Genomic DNA, 14,497 nt, shown 5'->3' on the forward strand with positions numbered 1-14,497 from the left:
AGACACCCATGACGATCCACCCAGCGGCCGCCAACCCCGTCGGTGGAACGCCGTGGGTGTATCCCGGCCATGGAGACACCCATGACGTTCCACCCAGCGCCCGCCAGCCCCGTCGGTGGAACGTCATGGGTGCATCCCGGTCCGGGAGACACCCATGACGCGCCACCCAGCGAATGCCAACCCGGCCAGTGGAACGCCATGGGTGCATCCCGGCCCGGGAGACACCCATCCCGTTTCACCCAGCGCACGGCAGCCCCACGAGTGGAACGCCACGGGTGTGTCCCGGCCGGGAGACACCAGCCCCGCTTCACCACCGACCGCCAACCTCGCCGGTGGAACAACCCAGGTGCATTGCGGCCGCCCACCAACCGGCTGCCCGCTGCCCGCCGTGCATGCCGGGCAGCGGGGTGACCAAGGAAGTTGGGTCGGCTGAGGCCCTCGGCGCCGACACAAACCCCTTGATCACCGGGAACGACGCGCGCGGTATGTCGGATATGCCGCTTTGTAACGTTTTGGGGTTAACGGGTCATTGCGGTGCTCTGAGAAGTTTCTCCATACATATCGTGACCAGTTGCGATTCGGGCTCGTTGCGCAGGACGTGGGGGTTGCACTCAGAGACGCAGGGCGGTCGGTGACCAGCTGGTGCCGACGCCACACCATCGGCGGTGACGGGGCGGTGGCAGCCGTCCGTCGCGGACTGCGGCAGGGCGAGCCGGGAACGCTCAGCCGCGAACAGGAACTCGAACTGATCGACGTACTGCGGGGGGTCCACCCCGACGAGTTCGGCATCGACGAGGAGCTCTGGACGCGCCAGAGCCTGACCACTCTCGTCGAGCGTCGGTTCGGGCTGAGCATGGACACCGGCCTCGTCGGGGCGTACCTGCGGGCCTGGGGTCTGGGGCCGCGCGAACCGCGCGAGCGCGCCTGCGGTCTCTGCGTCGGCGCGGTCGAACGCTGGGTACGCAGCGAGTACCCGGCGATCACCCGGGCGGCCCAGGAGCACGCCGCGGAGGTCTACTGGATCGGCCGGGTGCGCCTGCGGGGCACCATGCCGGCCGCGGACGTGGTGTCGGCGGTGTCGTCCCGGGGACGGGTACGGTTCATGGTCACCACGCCCTCGGTGGACCCGCCGCTGCCCCGGGACTTCGTCCTGCGGTTGAGCGGGGCCGAGGAGCGTACGGTGCACCTCATCGTGGACGGCTCCTGGCCGCGCAACGAGTGGCCCCGGCGGCTGCCCCGTCGGATCGTGCTGCACCCGCTGCCGAGCTGCGGTCGCGCCGTCGCCGCCGCCTGACCGGCGAAGATCGACTCGCGGGATACCGATTCGGTGATCCGGGGAGGGGTTTGCTACTCTTCTCGGGTCGCTGAGCCCCCGTAGCTCAGGGGATAGAGCACCGCCCTCCGGAGGCGGGGGCGCAGGTTCGAATCCTGCCGGGGGCACCAGACACGTCGAGGCCCGGGCCAGAGTGCCCGGGCTTTCGCGTGTGGTCAGCCCGCCTCGCGCCGCGCCTTCGCCCGCCGCTTGCCCTCGTGCATCGCCTGGACCCGGGCCACCGGGATGGTGCGCCCCTCGGCGACCAGGTCGGCCGGCAGCCGCTGCGGGGCGGGCAGCGCCTCCGCCCACGGGTCCCGCTCCCCCAGCAGGCCGGGCACGGTCCGCACGGTGAAGTCGGCCGGCGTCGCCGACTCCAGGTCGGCCCAACCGACCGGGTACGACACCGGCGTGCCGGGCCGGATCCGAGGGCTGTAGGCGGCCACCACCGTCGCCCCGTACGCCCGGGTGGAGTCGACGAAGACGCGGCCGCCGCGGTCGGCCACGATGAACGCGGTGGTGGCCAGCGCCGGGTCGAGCCGTTCGGTACGGGCCGCGAGCGCCCGGGTCGCGGCGGCGGCCTCCTCGGCCGTGGTGGCCGGATCCACCGGCACGATCACGTGCAGGCCCTTGGCCCCGCTGGTCTTCACCGCGCCGGCCAGGCCGGCGTCGGTGAGCGCCTGCCGCACCAGCAGCGCGACCCGGACCGCCGCCGGGTAGGAGTCGCCCTCCGGCGGGTCCAGGTCGAGCACCAGATGGGTGGGGTGTTCGGGCTGACCGGCGTGGGCCAGTGTCGGGTGGTATTCCACCGCCCGCTGGTTGGCGAACCAGAGCAGCGTCCGCCGATCGTCACAGAGGGCGTACGCGATGCGCCGGTGCGACGCCTCCGCCCAGACGTCGGTGCGGCGCACCCAGTCCGGCGTGTACTTCGGCAGGTTCTTCTGCATGAACGGCTCCTGCCCGGGCCGCACCCGCAGCACCGACAGCGGCCGGTCCCGCAGCTCCGGCAGGATCCGCCCGTGCACCGCGTCGAGGTAGTCGACCAGGTCACGCTTGGTCGCGCCCGCCCCGTCGAACAGCGGCTGGTCCAGGTTGGTCAGCGACACCCCGGCCCGGGTCTCGTCAGCGGCGGCCATCCGCCCACCTTCCCGGGCCGGGCCCGTCTCGGCAACCCCGACACGGTCGCCGGCGGTCAGACCCAGAACGTGTCGTGTCGCAGGAAGAACTCGGCCCGTTCCTCCTCGCTGCGGTCGGCGAGGTCGCGCAGCCCTTCGAAGTAGCCTTCCCGGGGCGCGCCGGGGGCGAAGTGCAGCAGCATCGACGCGGGCTCGCCGGACTCGTTGCGGAACGCGTGCACCCCGCCCTCGGGGACGTGCACGAAGTCGCCGGGCTCCGCGTCGATCCAGCGGCGGCCGTCGTAGATGCGCACGGTGCCGGCGAGGATGAAGAAGGACTCCGAGATGGACCGGTGGAAGTGCGGGGCCGGGCCCGACGGTTGCGGACCCATCTCCCAGCGGTAGAGCCCGAACTGGCCGTTGGTGGTCGCCCCGGTGGCGAGGTAGCCGGCCGAGCCGCCGCCGGTGTGGACCAGTTCCGGCGGGTGCCCGGCCGTTCGGAACGTCGCGGTCGTCTCGCCCCGGTCCCCGGTGTAACGCGGCGGTGGATACGTCACGGTCCCTCCTCTGCCGGTGGAATCCCGACCGTACGTCCGTTTCCCTCGGGCCGCCGCCCCGTCCCGCGCGCTTTGTCACCGGGCCTCCGGCCTGTGACGATGAGGGCGTGCGTGAGGAACAGGCGAACCGGTGTGGGCCCGGCGCGGCGGACCAGGCCCGGGCCTGCACCGTGCGGGAGGCGTTGGACCGGGTCGGCGGCAAGTGGAGCATCGGCATCCTGATCGCCGCCTCGACCGGTCCGGTCCGCTTCACCGAGCTGGAGCGGCGGGTGGAGGGGATCAGCCGGCGGATGCTCACGCTGACCCTGCGCAACCTGGAGCGCGACGGCCTGCTCGTCCGGCACGTGCACCCCACCGTGCCGCCGAAGGTCGAGTACACCGCCACCCCGATGGCCCGGGAGCTGTACGAGTCGCTGGTCGCCCTCACCCGCTGGGCCGAGCGGCACCGGGAGGCGATCAGCGCGGCCCGGACGGCGTACGACCGGGAGCACGGCACGCCGGCGGGCTGAGTCAGGCCCGGACCCGCTCGGCCCACTCGATGTGGTGGTCGAAGAGCCAGGCCTGCGCGGCGCCCCCGTTGCGCGCCAGGAGACGGGCGAACACCGGCATGCCCAGGTCCCGGACCAGGCGTCCGACCGGGCCGGCCACCTTGGCGGTGCTGGTCCGCCGCCCCTGCGCGACCACCCGCTCCACCCGAGCGCGGCGCAGCCGCTCGTACGCCGCGAACGCGGCCGGCACGTCCGGCAGGTCGCGCAGGCAGCGGGCGAGCTGGACGGCGTCCTCGAAGGCCATCGCCGCACCCTGCCCCGAGGAGGGCGCGGCGGTGTGCGCGGCGTCGCCGATCACGACCATGCGGTCCCGGTGCCAGACCGGCACCGAGGGCAGGTCGTACGTGGGCCAGCCGTACTCGATCCGCGAGGTGTGGTCGAGGATCGCCGCCGCCGGCCCGGGGTCGTCGGCGAGCAGCGCGTGCAGCCGGGACCGGGCCTCCGCCGGGCCGACCGCGGCGAGCTGCTCCCGGCTCTGCTCGACCGGCTGGGGCGGGTTGGCGAACCACCACACCTCGTCCTCCCCCACCACGATCCAGCAGAAGAAGCAGCGTCGGCCGAACATCATCTGCATGGTGCCGCGCTCGTCGGGCAGGCGCAGCCCGCGGGCGAACCCGCCGGCGTTGAGCAGTGGCACCCGGCGCGGCGCGGGGGCGGCCGGGTCGATGAGCGTGCGGACCCGGGACCGCAGTCCGTCGGCGCCGACCAGCAGGTCGCCGTGGTCGGTACGACCGTCGGCGAACCGGGCGGTCACCCCGCCCCCGGTCGGCGTGGCACCGGTCAGCCGGGATCCGTGGACGAACTCGACGCCCCGGCTCAGCGCCTCGTCCCGCAGCGCGCGGTAGAGGTCGGAGCGGCCGACCGTGCGGCTGCCCGCCGCGTCGAACGCGGCGAGCCGGCGCCCCCGGTGGTTGTGCATGACCATCCGCGGCGTGGGATGCCCGAGCCCGGCGACCAGGTCGTCGAGCCCGACGGCGCGCAGCGCGTCCAGCCCGTTGACCGAGAGCGTGAGGAACGCGCCCACCCCGACCGCGTCCCGCTCGTACGCCTCGTGGACGACCGCGTCGATCCCCGCGCGCAGGAGTGCCATGGCGGCGACGGGACCGGCCAGTCCCGCGCCGACGACGAGCGCTTTAGTCATGTGATGACTATACATAGAATGACTAAAGGAGAACAGGGTCACCTAGGGTGGGCACATGACGGCTCGTCGCTCGCCGCTGGCGATGATGGTGCTGGCCCTCCTGGTCGAGGAGCCGATGCACGCGTACCGGATGCAGCAGCTCGTCCGGGAGCGGGAGAAGCAGGACGTGGTCAACGTCGCGCAGCGCAACAGCATCTACCAGGCCATCGAGCGGCTGCGCCGGGACGAGCTGATCCGGGTGGCGGAGACGACGCGCGCGGAGGGCCGGCCGGAACGGACCGTGTACGCGCTCACCCCGGCCGGTCGCCGCGCCCTCGACGCCTGGCTCGCCGAGGCGCTCGCCACCCCCGCGCGGGAGTTCCCCGAGTTCCCCGCCGCGCTGTCCTTCCTGCCCATCCTGCCGCCGGAGGAGGCGGCCCGGCGGCTCGACCAGCGGGCCGACGCGATCGAGGCGCGCCTGCGCGAACGCGAGGCGGCGCTGGGCGCGGTCGACCTGCCCCGACTCTTCCTGGTCGAGGACGAGTACCAGCTCGCCCTGCTCCGCACCGAACTGGACTGGGTACGCGGCCTGGTGGCCGACCTGCGGTCGGGCGCGCTCACCTGGTCGGGCGACTGGCTCGCCGATTGGACCGGAGCGCCGGCCACCTGACCTGCGACGACGCGGCGCTGTGGCGAAGACCACGTCTTCCGTCTGACCGATCGGTCAGGTACTGACCGATCGGTCAGGCATGCTGGAGGACATGGCACGCGCGACCCCGGCCACCCACGACGAGCTGCTCACCGCGGCGGCCCGTCGGTTCGCCGTCACCGGCTACAAGGGCACCTCGTTGCAGGACATCGCCCGCGAGGTGGGCTGCTCCAAGGCCACCGTGCTCTATCACTTCGCCAGCAAGGACGCCCTGCTCTGCGAGCTGATGGCCCCGGCCATCGCGGTGCTGGAGGAACTCGACACCCGCCTCGCCGGACGCACCGGGGCGGACGCCCAGCGGGTCGCCGCGGAGGGCTTCGTCGACCTGGCGGTCCGCTTCCGCCGGGAGATCGCGCTGCTCCGGGGCGAGTTCCCGGACCTGCTCCAGCAGCCGGCGTTCGCGCACATCCAGCAGATCTCCGAACGGCTGGTCGCCGCCTTCGCCGGCTTCTCCGACCGGCCGGCGGCCCGGGTCGCCGCGCTGGTCGTCCTCGCCGGCATCGCCGAGACCTGCGGCGAGTTCCTGGACATCCGCGACGAGGAGCTGCGACCCGCGCTGCTCGCCGTGGCGCACCGCGCGCTCGAACCCACCACCTGATTGCACTGTCCAACCCGAGGACGAAGGAAGGTCCATGGCGACCCTGCTGTACCGGCTCGGCCGGGCATCCCTGCGCCGGCGGCGACTCGTCGCCGTCGTCTGGCTCGTCGTACTCGTCGGTCTCGGCCTGGCCGCGGCCACGCTGAAGGGCCCGACGGCGAGCAACTTCACCATGCCGGGCACCGAGTCGCAGAAGGCGATCGACCTGCTCGCCGACCGCTTCCCGGCGGCGAGCGGCGCGACCGGCACCATCGCGGTCAAGGCACCTCAGGACGGTGCGCTCACCACCCCGGCCGGCCAGGCGGTGGTCGGGCAGCTCACCCAGGAGGCGGCCACGCTGCCCGGCGTGGTCGGCGCGGTCGACCCGTACCAGGCCCGGGCGCTCACCCCCGACGGCCGGTACGCGCTGATCCAGGTGCAGTTCGCCGGCCGGGCGGACGACGTCACGACCGAGCAGCGCGACGCGTACGAGAAGGTCGGCGCGCAGGCCGAGGCGCAGGGCTGGCAGGTCGCCCCCGGTGGCGAGGTGCTCAACGCCGAGCCGGAGGTCGGCTCGACCGAGGCCATCGGCGTGCTGGTCGCGGCGGTCGTTCTGATCATCACGTTCGGCTCGCTGGTCGCGGCCGGGATGACCATGCTGAACGCACTGATCGGCGTCGGCGTCGGCATGGCCGGCCTGTTCGCGCTCAGTGGCGCGGTCGAGCTGACCAGCACCGCCCCGATCCTGGCGTTGATGCTCGGCCTCGCGGTGGGCATCGACTACTCGCTCTTCATCACCTCCCGGCACCGGCAGAACCTGCTCGACGGGCTCTCCCCCGAGGAGGCCGTCGGCCGGGCGGTCGGCACCGCCGGCTCCGCCGTGGTCTTCGCCGGCGCGACCGTCGTGGTGGCCCTGGCCGGCCTGGCCGTGGTGGGCATTCCGTTCCTCACCGTGATGGGCCTGGCCGCCGCCGGCACCGTCACCGTGGCCGTGCTGGTGGCGATCACCCTGGCCCCGGCGCTGCTCGGCTTCGCCGGCCGCAAGGTGCTGCCGCGCAAGCTGCGCAACCGGGAGGCGGTCGCGGATCCGGGCACCGGCTCGGAGGACCGGTCCGGCTTCGGGTTCCGCTGGGCGCACTGGGTGACCCGGTTCCGCATCCCGGTGATCCTGGTCGGCCTGCTCGGCCTCGGGCTGCTCGCGATCCCCGCCCAGGACATGCGCCTGGCCCTGCCGGACGCGTCCGCCGCCGCCGAGGGCACCCCGGCCCGGGTCAGCAACGACCTGATCCAGGAGGGCTTCGGCCCCGGCTTCACCGGCCGGCTCGCGGTCGTCGTGACGGCCGACTCCCCGCAGGCCACCCAGGCGGCCGTGCCGCAGGTCACCGCGCTGATCCAGAAGACCGACGGGGTGCTGGCGGTGGCCCCGCCGCAGCTCGACCCGTCCGGCCGTACCGCGCTGCTGGGCGTGATCCCGAAGACCGGGCCGACCGACGAGGCGACCGAGACGGTCGTGCACGACATCCGCGAGCAGGTCGGCGGCATCCAGAACGCGGAGGTGCTGCTCACCGGCGTCACCGCGATCGGCATCGACGTGTCGGAGAAGCTCTCCGACGCGCTGCCGGTCTATCTGCTGCTGGTGGTGGGCCTGTCCGTGCTGCTGCTGATGCTGGTGTTCCGGTCGATCCTGGTGCCGGTGAAGGCGGCGCTGGGCTTCCTGCTCACCGTGGCGGCCACGTTCGGCATCACGGTCGCGGTGTTCCAGCAGGGCCACCTGGCCGACCTGGTCGGTCTGGACACCCCGGCCCCGCTGGTCAGCTTCCTGCCGATCCTGCTCATCGGCATCCTGTTCGGCCTGGCCATGGACTACGAGGTCTTCCTGGTCTCGCGGATGCGCGAGGACTACGTGCACGGGGACACCGCGCGTCAGGCCACCATCAACGGGATGGGCCACGGCGCCCGGGTGGTCACCGCCGCAGCGCTGATCATGATCTCGGTGTTCGGCGGCTTCGTCTTCCTGGAGGACCCGATCATCAAGTCGATGGGCTTCGCGCTCGCGATCGGCGTCGCCATCGACGCGTTCGTGGTCCGGATGACCATCGTCCCGGCGGTCATGTCGCTGCTGAACAACGCCGCCTGGTGGCTGCCGCGCTGGCTGAACCGGATCCTGCCCAACGTGGACGTCGAGGGCGAGGGCCTGCGCGCCCACCTCGCCGAGCGCGAGCCCGCCGAGGTGAGGTGAAAGGAGGGGCCCCCTGTTAACGCCTGGCGCATAACAGGGGGCCCCTCCTAACGCCCCACCTCACACACCGGCCGGGTACGTCTCCATCTCGCCCGGCGTCACCAGCGCCGGCAGCGGGTGCAGCGCGGTCGTCTCGTCGCACCAGACGAACGCGTCGTACCGCTCACCGAGCCGGGTCGGCACGTAGTTGCCCCAGGACTCGAAGCTCGGGTCGTACACCACGCCGATGGCCCGGTGGTCGACCTCGCCGGTCACCCACTCCGGCTGGTCCTCCCCGCCGAAGACCAGCACCGCCCGGTCCGGCATCAGCTCGTGCAGCCGGCGCTCGACCGACCCCTCGCGGGCCGGCGGCACCACCATCGTCTCGGCCGGCGAGCCCCAGCGCGGCGCGGCGACCACGGTGCCCCTATAACTGCCGAAACCGATCAGCGCCACCGCGTCCCGGCCGTGCCGTTCCCGCGCGAGCTGACCGATGTTCACCATGCCGTCCGCCGCCATCTCGGTGGCCCGGGCGTCCCCGACGTGCGTGTTGTGGGCCCAGACGACGCCGCGCGCGTCCGGGCCGTAGCGGTCGAGCAGCCGGTCCAGCGTGTCCGCCATGTGGATGTCCCGGACGTTCCACGACTCCGGCCCGCCGCCGACCATGGCCCGGTAGTAGCGCTCCGCGCCGGCCACCACCTCCGCGTTCTGCCAGGCCGAGAAGCGGTCCGGGCCGTCCGCGGCGGCCTGTTCCCGGGTACGCGCCAGCAGCCGGACCACCTCCTCCTCGCAGCGTGCGGAGACGAACCGGCTGGCCATCCCGTACTCCTCGACCTGCTTGCCGTAGGGCTCGAAGCAGCGGTAGGCCTCCTGGGCCGCCTCCAGCGACGCCGGGTCCTCCTCGCCCAGGTAGTCGAAGATGGCCTGCATCGACTCCCAGAGGGAGTAGACGTCGAGGCCGTGGAATCCCGCCCGTTCCCCCTCCGACCGCTCCAGGTTCCAGGCCCGCAGCCAGCGGCAGAAGCGGGCCACCTCGGCGTTCGCCCACATCCAGGTGGGCCAGCGTTCGAACCGTTCCAGCGCGACCAGCGGGTCGGCCAGTCCGCCCGGCGCACCCACCACGGACCGGTGCACCCGGTCGCAGTCCGGCCAGTCCCCCTCGACCGCCACGAAGTCGAACCCCTGCTCGGCGATGAGGCGCCGGGTCACCTGCTCCCGCAACCGGTAGTAGTCGTAGGTGCCGTGCGTCGCCTCGCCGATCATCACGATGCGGGCGTCCCGGACGCGTTCCAGCAACGGGTCGAAGTCGCTCGGCGCGCCGAGCCGCTGTACCAGCATGCCCGCGGCTACCCGGGACCGGTCGGGGCAAACCGGCGCCCCGGGGCATGCCGACCCGCCCAGCGGGTAGCCGCGCGGCATGACCGTCAGCGGCGCGCAGTTGCAGGAGTTCCTGGCCGGGCTCGACTACCCGGTCTCCCGGGAGGACCTGGTCCGGTGGGCCCAGGAGAACGGCGCCAGCACCGAGACGCTCCAGACGCTGCGGACGCTGCCGGCCGAGGAGTTCGGCACGCCGGCGGAGCTGGGCGAGGCGCTCGTCGTCGTGACCCGTTGAGCGGGAGCCCGCCTCTCACCGCACCGTGACCGCGACGGTGTGGTGGCCGGTGGCGCCGTCGGGGAACGGTGGGCGGCGGTCCTCGGGCTGCGGCGCGCCGGTGCCGTCGGTGGCGCGTACCCGCAGGCGGTGCGGGCCGTCCGGGGCGGACCAGGCGAACCGCCACTGGACCCAGGTGTCGGAGGAGGCGGTGGGCAGCAGCTCCGCCGTCCGCCACGGGCCGTCGTCCACCGAGACCTCCACCGCCGCGATGCCCCGGTGCTGGGCCCACGCCACGCCGGCCACGGTCACCGGACCGGCGGGAAGTCGGGCGAACGGCGCGGGCCGGTCGATCCGCGACGCCGTCTTCACCGGCGCCTCCCGGGCCCAGCCCCGCCGCACCCAGTACGCGTCGAACGCGTCGAAGGTGGTCACCTCCAGCTCGGTGACCCATTTGCACGCCCCGGCGTAGCCGTACAGGCCGGGGGTGAGCATCCGGACCGGGAAGCCGTGCGCGAACGGCAGCGGTGCGCCGTCCATGCCCACCGCGAGCATGGCGTCCCGTCCGTCGAGGAGGGTGGCGATCGGCGTACCGATGGTCATCCCCTCGTCGGAGCGGGCCACCAGCTGGTCGGCGCCGGCCCGGATGCCGGCGGCGCGCAGCAGCGGGGCCAGCGGCGCGCCGAGCCACCGGGTGGTCCCCACGTACGGGCCACCGACCTCGTTGGACACACAGCTCAGCGTGACGTCGCGCTCGATCAGCCCTCGGTCGAGCAGGTCGGCGAAGGTCAGCTCGACCGGCCGCTCCACCATCCCGTGCAGCCGCAGTCGCCAGGCGTCCACGTCCAGCCGCGGCACGGTCAGCGCGGTGTCCACCCGGTAGAAGTCCGTGGTCGGCGTGCGGAACCCCGGCCCCACCCCGGCGGGCAGCGGACGGGCCGGCGAGGCCGGGGCGGGCAGCCGGACGGCGTCCCGGGCGCGGGTGGCGTCGGCCAGGTTCCACCGGCGCAGCGCGACCGTGCCGGCCCCGGCCAGGGCGGTCCCGACCGCCACCAGCGCGGAGTTGCGCAGCACCGCCCGCCGCGTCGCCGCCCGGCGGCGGGAACGGACCGCGCCCGCACCGGTCGGGTCCGAACCGGCCGCGCCCGAACCGGCCGCGTCGGCCCCGGACGCGTCGGCCCCGGACGCGCCCGCACCGGACGCGTCGGCCCCGGACGCCGCCCGGCCCACCCCCACGGGGTCGGGTGCGGCGCCCGGGGCGGCCGGCAGGCCGGGCAGCGGCAGCCAGCGCAGGAGGGCGGCGGCCACGGCGGCGCCGGCCAGGGCCGGCAGGGCGTCGGCCGGGCGGGCGTCGGGGCGGCTCAGGGCGGCGGCGGCGCCGGCGATCCCGAGCACCGCCGGACCGAGCAGGCCCAGCGTCGGGCGACGGCGGGCGGCGACGCCGGTCAGCGCGGCCAGCACGATCACCGCCACCGCGATCCCGCCCAGGAGCAGCGGCTTGTCGTAGGTGCCGAGGGTGCGCACCGCCCACTCCTTGACCGGGGTCGGCGCGCCGTCCACGACGGCGCCGCCGACCGCGACCAGGGGTGCCGCCTGTGGCCGGACGGCGGTGGCGAGCAGTTCCGCGACCGCCACCCCGGCGGCCGCCGCGAGCAGCCCCGTCCCGGCGGCCGCCGAGGTGCGGCGGATCATCGGTTCCTCCCCTCACCGGCCGGTCCGGGTCAGGACTTCGGCATCAGCACGGAGTCGACGATGTAGACGGTGGCGTTGGCGGTCTGCACGTTGCCGCAGACGACCGTCGAGGCGCCGTTCACGGTGAACTCGGTACCGCTGCCGGCGACCGTCACCTCGCCGCCCTGGAGCGTCTTGTGCGTGCCGGCGAGCTGGTCCGGGCTGAGTCGCCCCTCCACCACGTGGTAGGTCAGCACGTCGGTGAGCATCTTCTTGTCGGCGAGGACCTTGTCCAGATCGGCCTTGGGCAGCTTGCCGAAGGCGTCGTTGGTCGGCGCGAAGACCGTCACCCCGGGGGCGCTGTTCAGCGAGTCGACCAGTCCGGCCTGCTTGACGGCGGTGACCAGCGTGCTCAGCACCGGGTTGCCGGACGCCGCGGTCGCCACCGGCACCTTGGCCATGGCCGCGAAACTGCCGGGGTTCGACGCGTCGGTCGGCACCGCGGCACAGCCGGGTCCGAACTGACCGTCGGCCATCGCCGGGGCGCTGCTGGCCGGCGCGGAACTCATCGGGGCGCTGCCGGCCGGCGCGGCGGCGCCGCTGTCCTCGCCGTCCCCGCCGCAGGCGGCGAGTCCGAGGCCGAGCGTGGCGGCGAGGGCGACGGCGGTGAGCTTCACAGGGCGCATCGGGTGAATCCCTTCAAGTGGTGAACTGTCGGTCTGGAAGGGATTCGGCGCGGATCGCCGCGCGGATGGGTCCGGTACGGAAAAGATCAGGTGAGCGCGAACGCCACCAGCGGCGTCGTGCTCGGCCGCGTCGACCCGCCCGCCGGCTCCTCGGTCACCCCGAAGGACCCCTTGCCGCGTACGCCCACCAGCAGCCGGGTGCCGGCGCCCTGCCCGGACGGCAGCACCCCGGCCGAGGTGGCCGTGGCGCCCTCGATCAGCCAGAGCTGGTAGGCCCGCCCCGGCGCCGGCGCGGCCAGCCCCTCCAGCAACGCCACCCCCTCGTCCCGGCTCGCCGACGCGACCACTGTCACCCGGCCACCGGCCGGCGCGGTGGCGCCGCGGACGACCGCGTCCGGGGCGGCCAGCACCGCCCGGATCCGGCCCACCTCGTCCCGGGCCGCGCCGGCCTCGGTGCGAGCGTCGCGTACCCGCTGCTCCTGGGCCGCCCAGGTGGCCGCGCCCGCGCCGCCGGCCAGCAGCACGGCGGCGGCCGCGACAGCCACCCGGCGCCGCCAGGCCCCGGCCCGGGGCGGCTCCGCGCGACCCGCCCGGCCGGGCCGCTCCTGCGGGGTGCGCCGGATCTCCGCCAGCACCGCCGCGCGCAACGTGGGCGGCGGCACCGACCAGGTCGGGTCGGCCAGCCGCGCGACCGTCTCGCGCAGTTCGGCCAGTTCCAGCGCGCAGCTCTCGCAGTTCTCCAGGTGCCGGGTGAACGCGGCCCGCTCGACGTCGTCCACCGCGTCGAGCACGTACGCCCCGGCGAGCGCGTGGATGTCGGTCATCGGCTCAGCTCCACTCCCAGGCAGTCGCGGAGACGGATCAGCCCGTCCCGCATGCGGGTCTTGACGGTCGGCAGCGCGGCATCCAGCAGGCCGGCCACCTCGCGGTAGCTGTGTCCGCCGTAGTAGGCCAGCGTGATCGCCTCGCGCTGCACCTCGGTCAGCACGTCCAGGCAGCGCCGCACCTGCTGCCGCTCCAGCCGCGCCGCCGCCTCCTCGGCCACCTCGTCGTACGGCGTCTCCCGGGAACCGGCGGCGACCCGACGGGCGCGTTCGGCACCCGCCTGTTCCGACCGCACCCGGTCCACCGCGCGGCGGTGGGCGATGGTGAGGACCCAGGCGGTCGCCGAGCCCCGGGCCGGGTCGAAGCGCGCGGCGGTGCGCCACACCTCCACCAGCACCTCCTGGGCCACCTCCTCGGCCTGGGCCGGATCCCGCAGCACCCGCCGGGCCAGGCCGTAGACCCGGGGCGAGACGATGCCGTAGAGCCGTTCGAACGCGGCCTCGTCGCCGCGCGCCACCGCCCGCAACAGGTCGTCGGCCTCGACCCCCGGGTCCGGGGCGGCCGGGGACAGCGCGTGCAGCCTCGACCGCCCCGGCACGTCACCGGCGCTGTCGCCGTGGGTCATCCGGTCCCGCCTTCCGTCCGCTCCGTCTGCCAGCACGGTAGGCATTCGGAGCCGGGGCCGTCCCGGATGGGCGGGGTTTCCCGCTCCGGCCGCTGTCGCTCGCGTGCAGCAGCCGGAACAGCACCAGCCACTGCTCGGGCCAGACCAGCCCGACCGGGGTGTCCGGCGCGACCCGGGCGGCGCGCAGCGCCCCGTCCACCCGACGGCCGGGATGAGCGGTGCGCAGCGACGCCGCGAGCGAGCCGCCGACGCCGCCGAACCCCAGCTCCACCATCCGCCGGTACGCGGGCAGCGCGTCCGGCGCGAGCAGCGGCACGGTGCGGCGCTCCAGGCGCAGGATGCCACCGTCCACGGCCGGCACCGGCCGGAACGCGTTCCGAGGTACCCGCCCGGCCAGCCGCCAGTGGTGCTCCGGCCAGGTGGACACCGTCAGCCGGCTCCACCGGCCGTGGTCACCGGCGCGCTTGCGGGCGTAGTCGAGCTGGGTGAGCAGGGTCGCGGCCCGCAGTCCGGGCGCGTCGAGACACCACCGGACCACCGCCGCGGTCAGTGACCAGGGGATGTTGCCGGCGACCGAGAACGGCTGGTCGGGCGGCGACGCGGCCAGGAAGTCGGCCGCCCGGATCTCGACGTGCGGCAGCGGCGCGCAGGTCGCCGCCAGTTCCGGCAGCACGGTCGGGTCGACCTCGTAGGCGACCAGCCGGCCGCAGCGCGCGGCGAGCGGCCGGGTCAGCTGTCCACGTCCGGCGCCCACCTCCAGCAGCAGGTCGTCCGGTTCGGGCCGGACCGCCCGGACCATCCGCGCGACGGCGGCCGGGTCGGCGAGGAAGTTCTGGGACAGTACGCGACGGGACCGGTCGCGTGCGGTGGGTCGGCGGGGCGCCACGGGTTCGTCCTGTCTGTCGCCGGACGGCGACGGGTACGGACCGCTGCGCGGGTGTCC

Annotated in this window: 14 protein-coding genes, 1 tRNA gene and 1 pseudogene; 7 read left to right on the forward strand and 9 right to left on the reverse strand. The window is 74.4% G+C overall.

Annotated elements, in window-relative coordinates:
- Window positions 1–598 precede the first annotated feature (598 nt).
- Both COO58_RS22950 and COO58_RS22955 read left to right on the forward strand, forming a co-directional pair.
- Window positions 599–1,294 carry a winged helix-turn-helix domain-containing protein gene (locus COO58_RS22950; RefSeq protein WP_091571142.1) on the forward strand — a complete coding sequence of 232 codons (696 nt, stop codon included), beginning with the start codon at window positions 599–601 and terminating at the stop codon, window positions 1,292–1,294.
- A gap of 74 nt (window positions 1,295–1,368) precedes the next feature.
- Window positions 1,369–1,443 (forward strand) — tRNA-Arg (locus COO58_RS22955).
- A 45-nt stretch (window positions 1,444–1,488) separates the two neighbouring features.
- On the opposite strand, the gene ligD is transcribed toward COO58_RS22955, so the two are convergent.
- Window positions 1,489–2,448, reverse strand: a complete 960-nt coding sequence (gene ligD, locus COO58_RS22960) for a non-homologous end-joining DNA ligase (protein WP_098747139.1) — start codon at window positions 2,446–2,448, stop codon at window positions 1,489–1,491.
- Window positions 2,449–2,504: 56 nt separating this feature from the next.
- Complete coding sequence (locus COO58_RS22965; protein WP_091571134.1) at window positions 2,505–2,984, reverse strand: cupin domain-containing protein; 480 nt, start codon at window positions 2,982–2,984, stop codon at window positions 2,505–2,507.
- Window positions 2,985–3,091: 107 nt separating this feature from the next.
- Between COO58_RS22965 and COO58_RS22970 the strand changes: the two genes are divergently transcribed.
- Window positions 3,092–3,493 (forward strand): helix-turn-helix domain-containing protein, encoded by a 402-nt coding sequence (locus COO58_RS22970; protein WP_091571130.1) that lies wholly within the window; start codon window positions 3,092–3,094, stop codon window positions 3,491–3,493.
- 1 nt (window position 3,494) lies between these two features.
- Here COO58_RS22970 and COO58_RS22975 read toward each other — a convergent pair whose 3' ends face one another.
- Window positions 3,495–4,673 carry an NAD(P)/FAD-dependent oxidoreductase gene (locus tag COO58_RS22975; RefSeq protein WP_098747141.1) on the reverse strand — a complete coding sequence of 393 codons (1,179 nt, stop codon included), beginning with the start codon at window positions 4,671–4,673 and terminating at the stop codon, window positions 3,495–3,497.
- Window positions 4,674–4,728: 55 nt separating this feature from the next.
- On the opposite strand from COO58_RS22975, the gene COO58_RS22980 reads away from it, so the two are divergent.
- The 3 genes from COO58_RS22980 to COO58_RS22990 all read left to right on the forward strand — a co-directional run bounded on the left by COO58_RS22980 (window position 4,729) and on the right by COO58_RS22990 (window position 8,177).
- On the forward strand, window positions 4,729–5,322 hold the full coding sequence (locus COO58_RS22980) for a PadR family transcriptional regulator (RefSeq protein ID WP_218012413.1): 594 nt from the start codon (window positions 4,729–4,731) through the stop codon (window positions 5,320–5,322).
- Window positions 5,323–5,413: 91 nt separating this feature from the next.
- Window positions 5,414–5,959 carry a TetR/AcrR family transcriptional regulator gene (locus COO58_RS22985; RefSeq protein ID WP_098747387.1) on the forward strand — a complete coding sequence of 182 codons (546 nt, stop codon included), beginning with the start codon at window positions 5,414–5,416 and terminating at the stop codon, window positions 5,957–5,959.
- 34 nt (window positions 5,960–5,993) lie between these two features.
- Window positions 5,994–8,177 (forward strand): MMPL family transporter, encoded by a 2,184-nt coding sequence (locus tag COO58_RS22990; protein ID WP_098747144.1) that lies wholly within the window; start codon window positions 5,994–5,996, stop codon window positions 8,175–8,177.
- 60 nt (window positions 8,178–8,237) lie between these two features.
- On the opposite strand, the gene COO58_RS22995 is transcribed toward COO58_RS22990, so the two are convergent.
- Complete coding sequence (locus COO58_RS22995; RefSeq protein WP_091571117.1) at window positions 8,238–9,494, reverse strand: erythromycin esterase family protein; 1,257 nt, start codon at window positions 9,492–9,494, stop codon at window positions 8,238–8,240.
- A 79-nt stretch (window positions 9,495–9,573) separates the two neighbouring features.
- On the opposite strand from COO58_RS22995, the gene COO58_RS23000 reads away from it, so the two are divergent.
- A complete protein-coding gene (locus COO58_RS23000; RefSeq protein WP_091571113.1) occupies window positions 9,574–9,768 on the forward strand; it encodes a DUF2795 domain-containing protein in 195 nt (64 codons plus the stop codon).
- Window positions 9,769–9,783: 15 nt separating this feature from the next.
- Here COO58_RS23000 and COO58_RS23005 read toward each other — a convergent pair whose 3' ends face one another.
- The 5 genes and pseudogenes from COO58_RS23005 to erm all read right to left on the reverse strand — a co-directional run.
- Window positions 9,784–11,439, reverse strand: coding sequence for a molybdopterin-dependent oxidoreductase (locus COO58_RS23005; RefSeq protein ID WP_098747146.1), 1,656 nt, complete (start codon window positions 11,437–11,439; stop codon window positions 9,784–9,786).
- 29 nt (window positions 11,440–11,468) lie between these two features.
- Window positions 11,469–12,104: a fasciclin domain-containing protein gene (locus COO58_RS23010; protein WP_098747148.1), complete on the reverse strand. Its 636-nt coding sequence runs from the start codon at window positions 12,102–12,104 to the stop codon at window positions 11,469–11,471.
- An 86-nt stretch (window positions 12,105–12,190) separates the two neighbouring features.
- On the reverse strand, window positions 12,191–12,928 hold the full coding sequence (locus COO58_RS23015; RefSeq protein ID WP_098747150.1) for an anti-sigma factor domain-containing protein: 738 nt from the start codon (window positions 12,926–12,928) through the stop codon (window positions 12,191–12,193).
- Window positions 12,925–13,554, reverse strand: a complete 630-nt coding sequence (gene sigK, locus COO58_RS23020) for an ECF RNA polymerase sigma factor SigK (protein WP_091571097.1) — start codon at window positions 13,552–13,554, stop codon at window positions 12,925–12,927. Before sigK ends, COO58_RS23015 begins: the two co-directional genes overlap by 4 nt.
- Before the next feature lie 100 nt (window positions 13,555–13,654).
- Window positions 13,655–14,440: pseudogene (gene erm / locus COO58_RS23025) on the reverse strand (ErmE/ErmH/ErmO/ErmR family 23S rRNA (adenine(2058)-N(6))-methyltransferase); the annotation flags it as partial.
- Window positions 14,441–14,497 lie beyond the last annotated feature (57 nt).

This window comes from Micromonospora sp. WMMA1996 (assembly GCF_002573675.1).
Lineage (GTDB): Bacteria > Actinomycetota > Actinomycetes > Mycobacteriales > Micromonosporaceae > Micromonospora > Micromonospora sediminicola.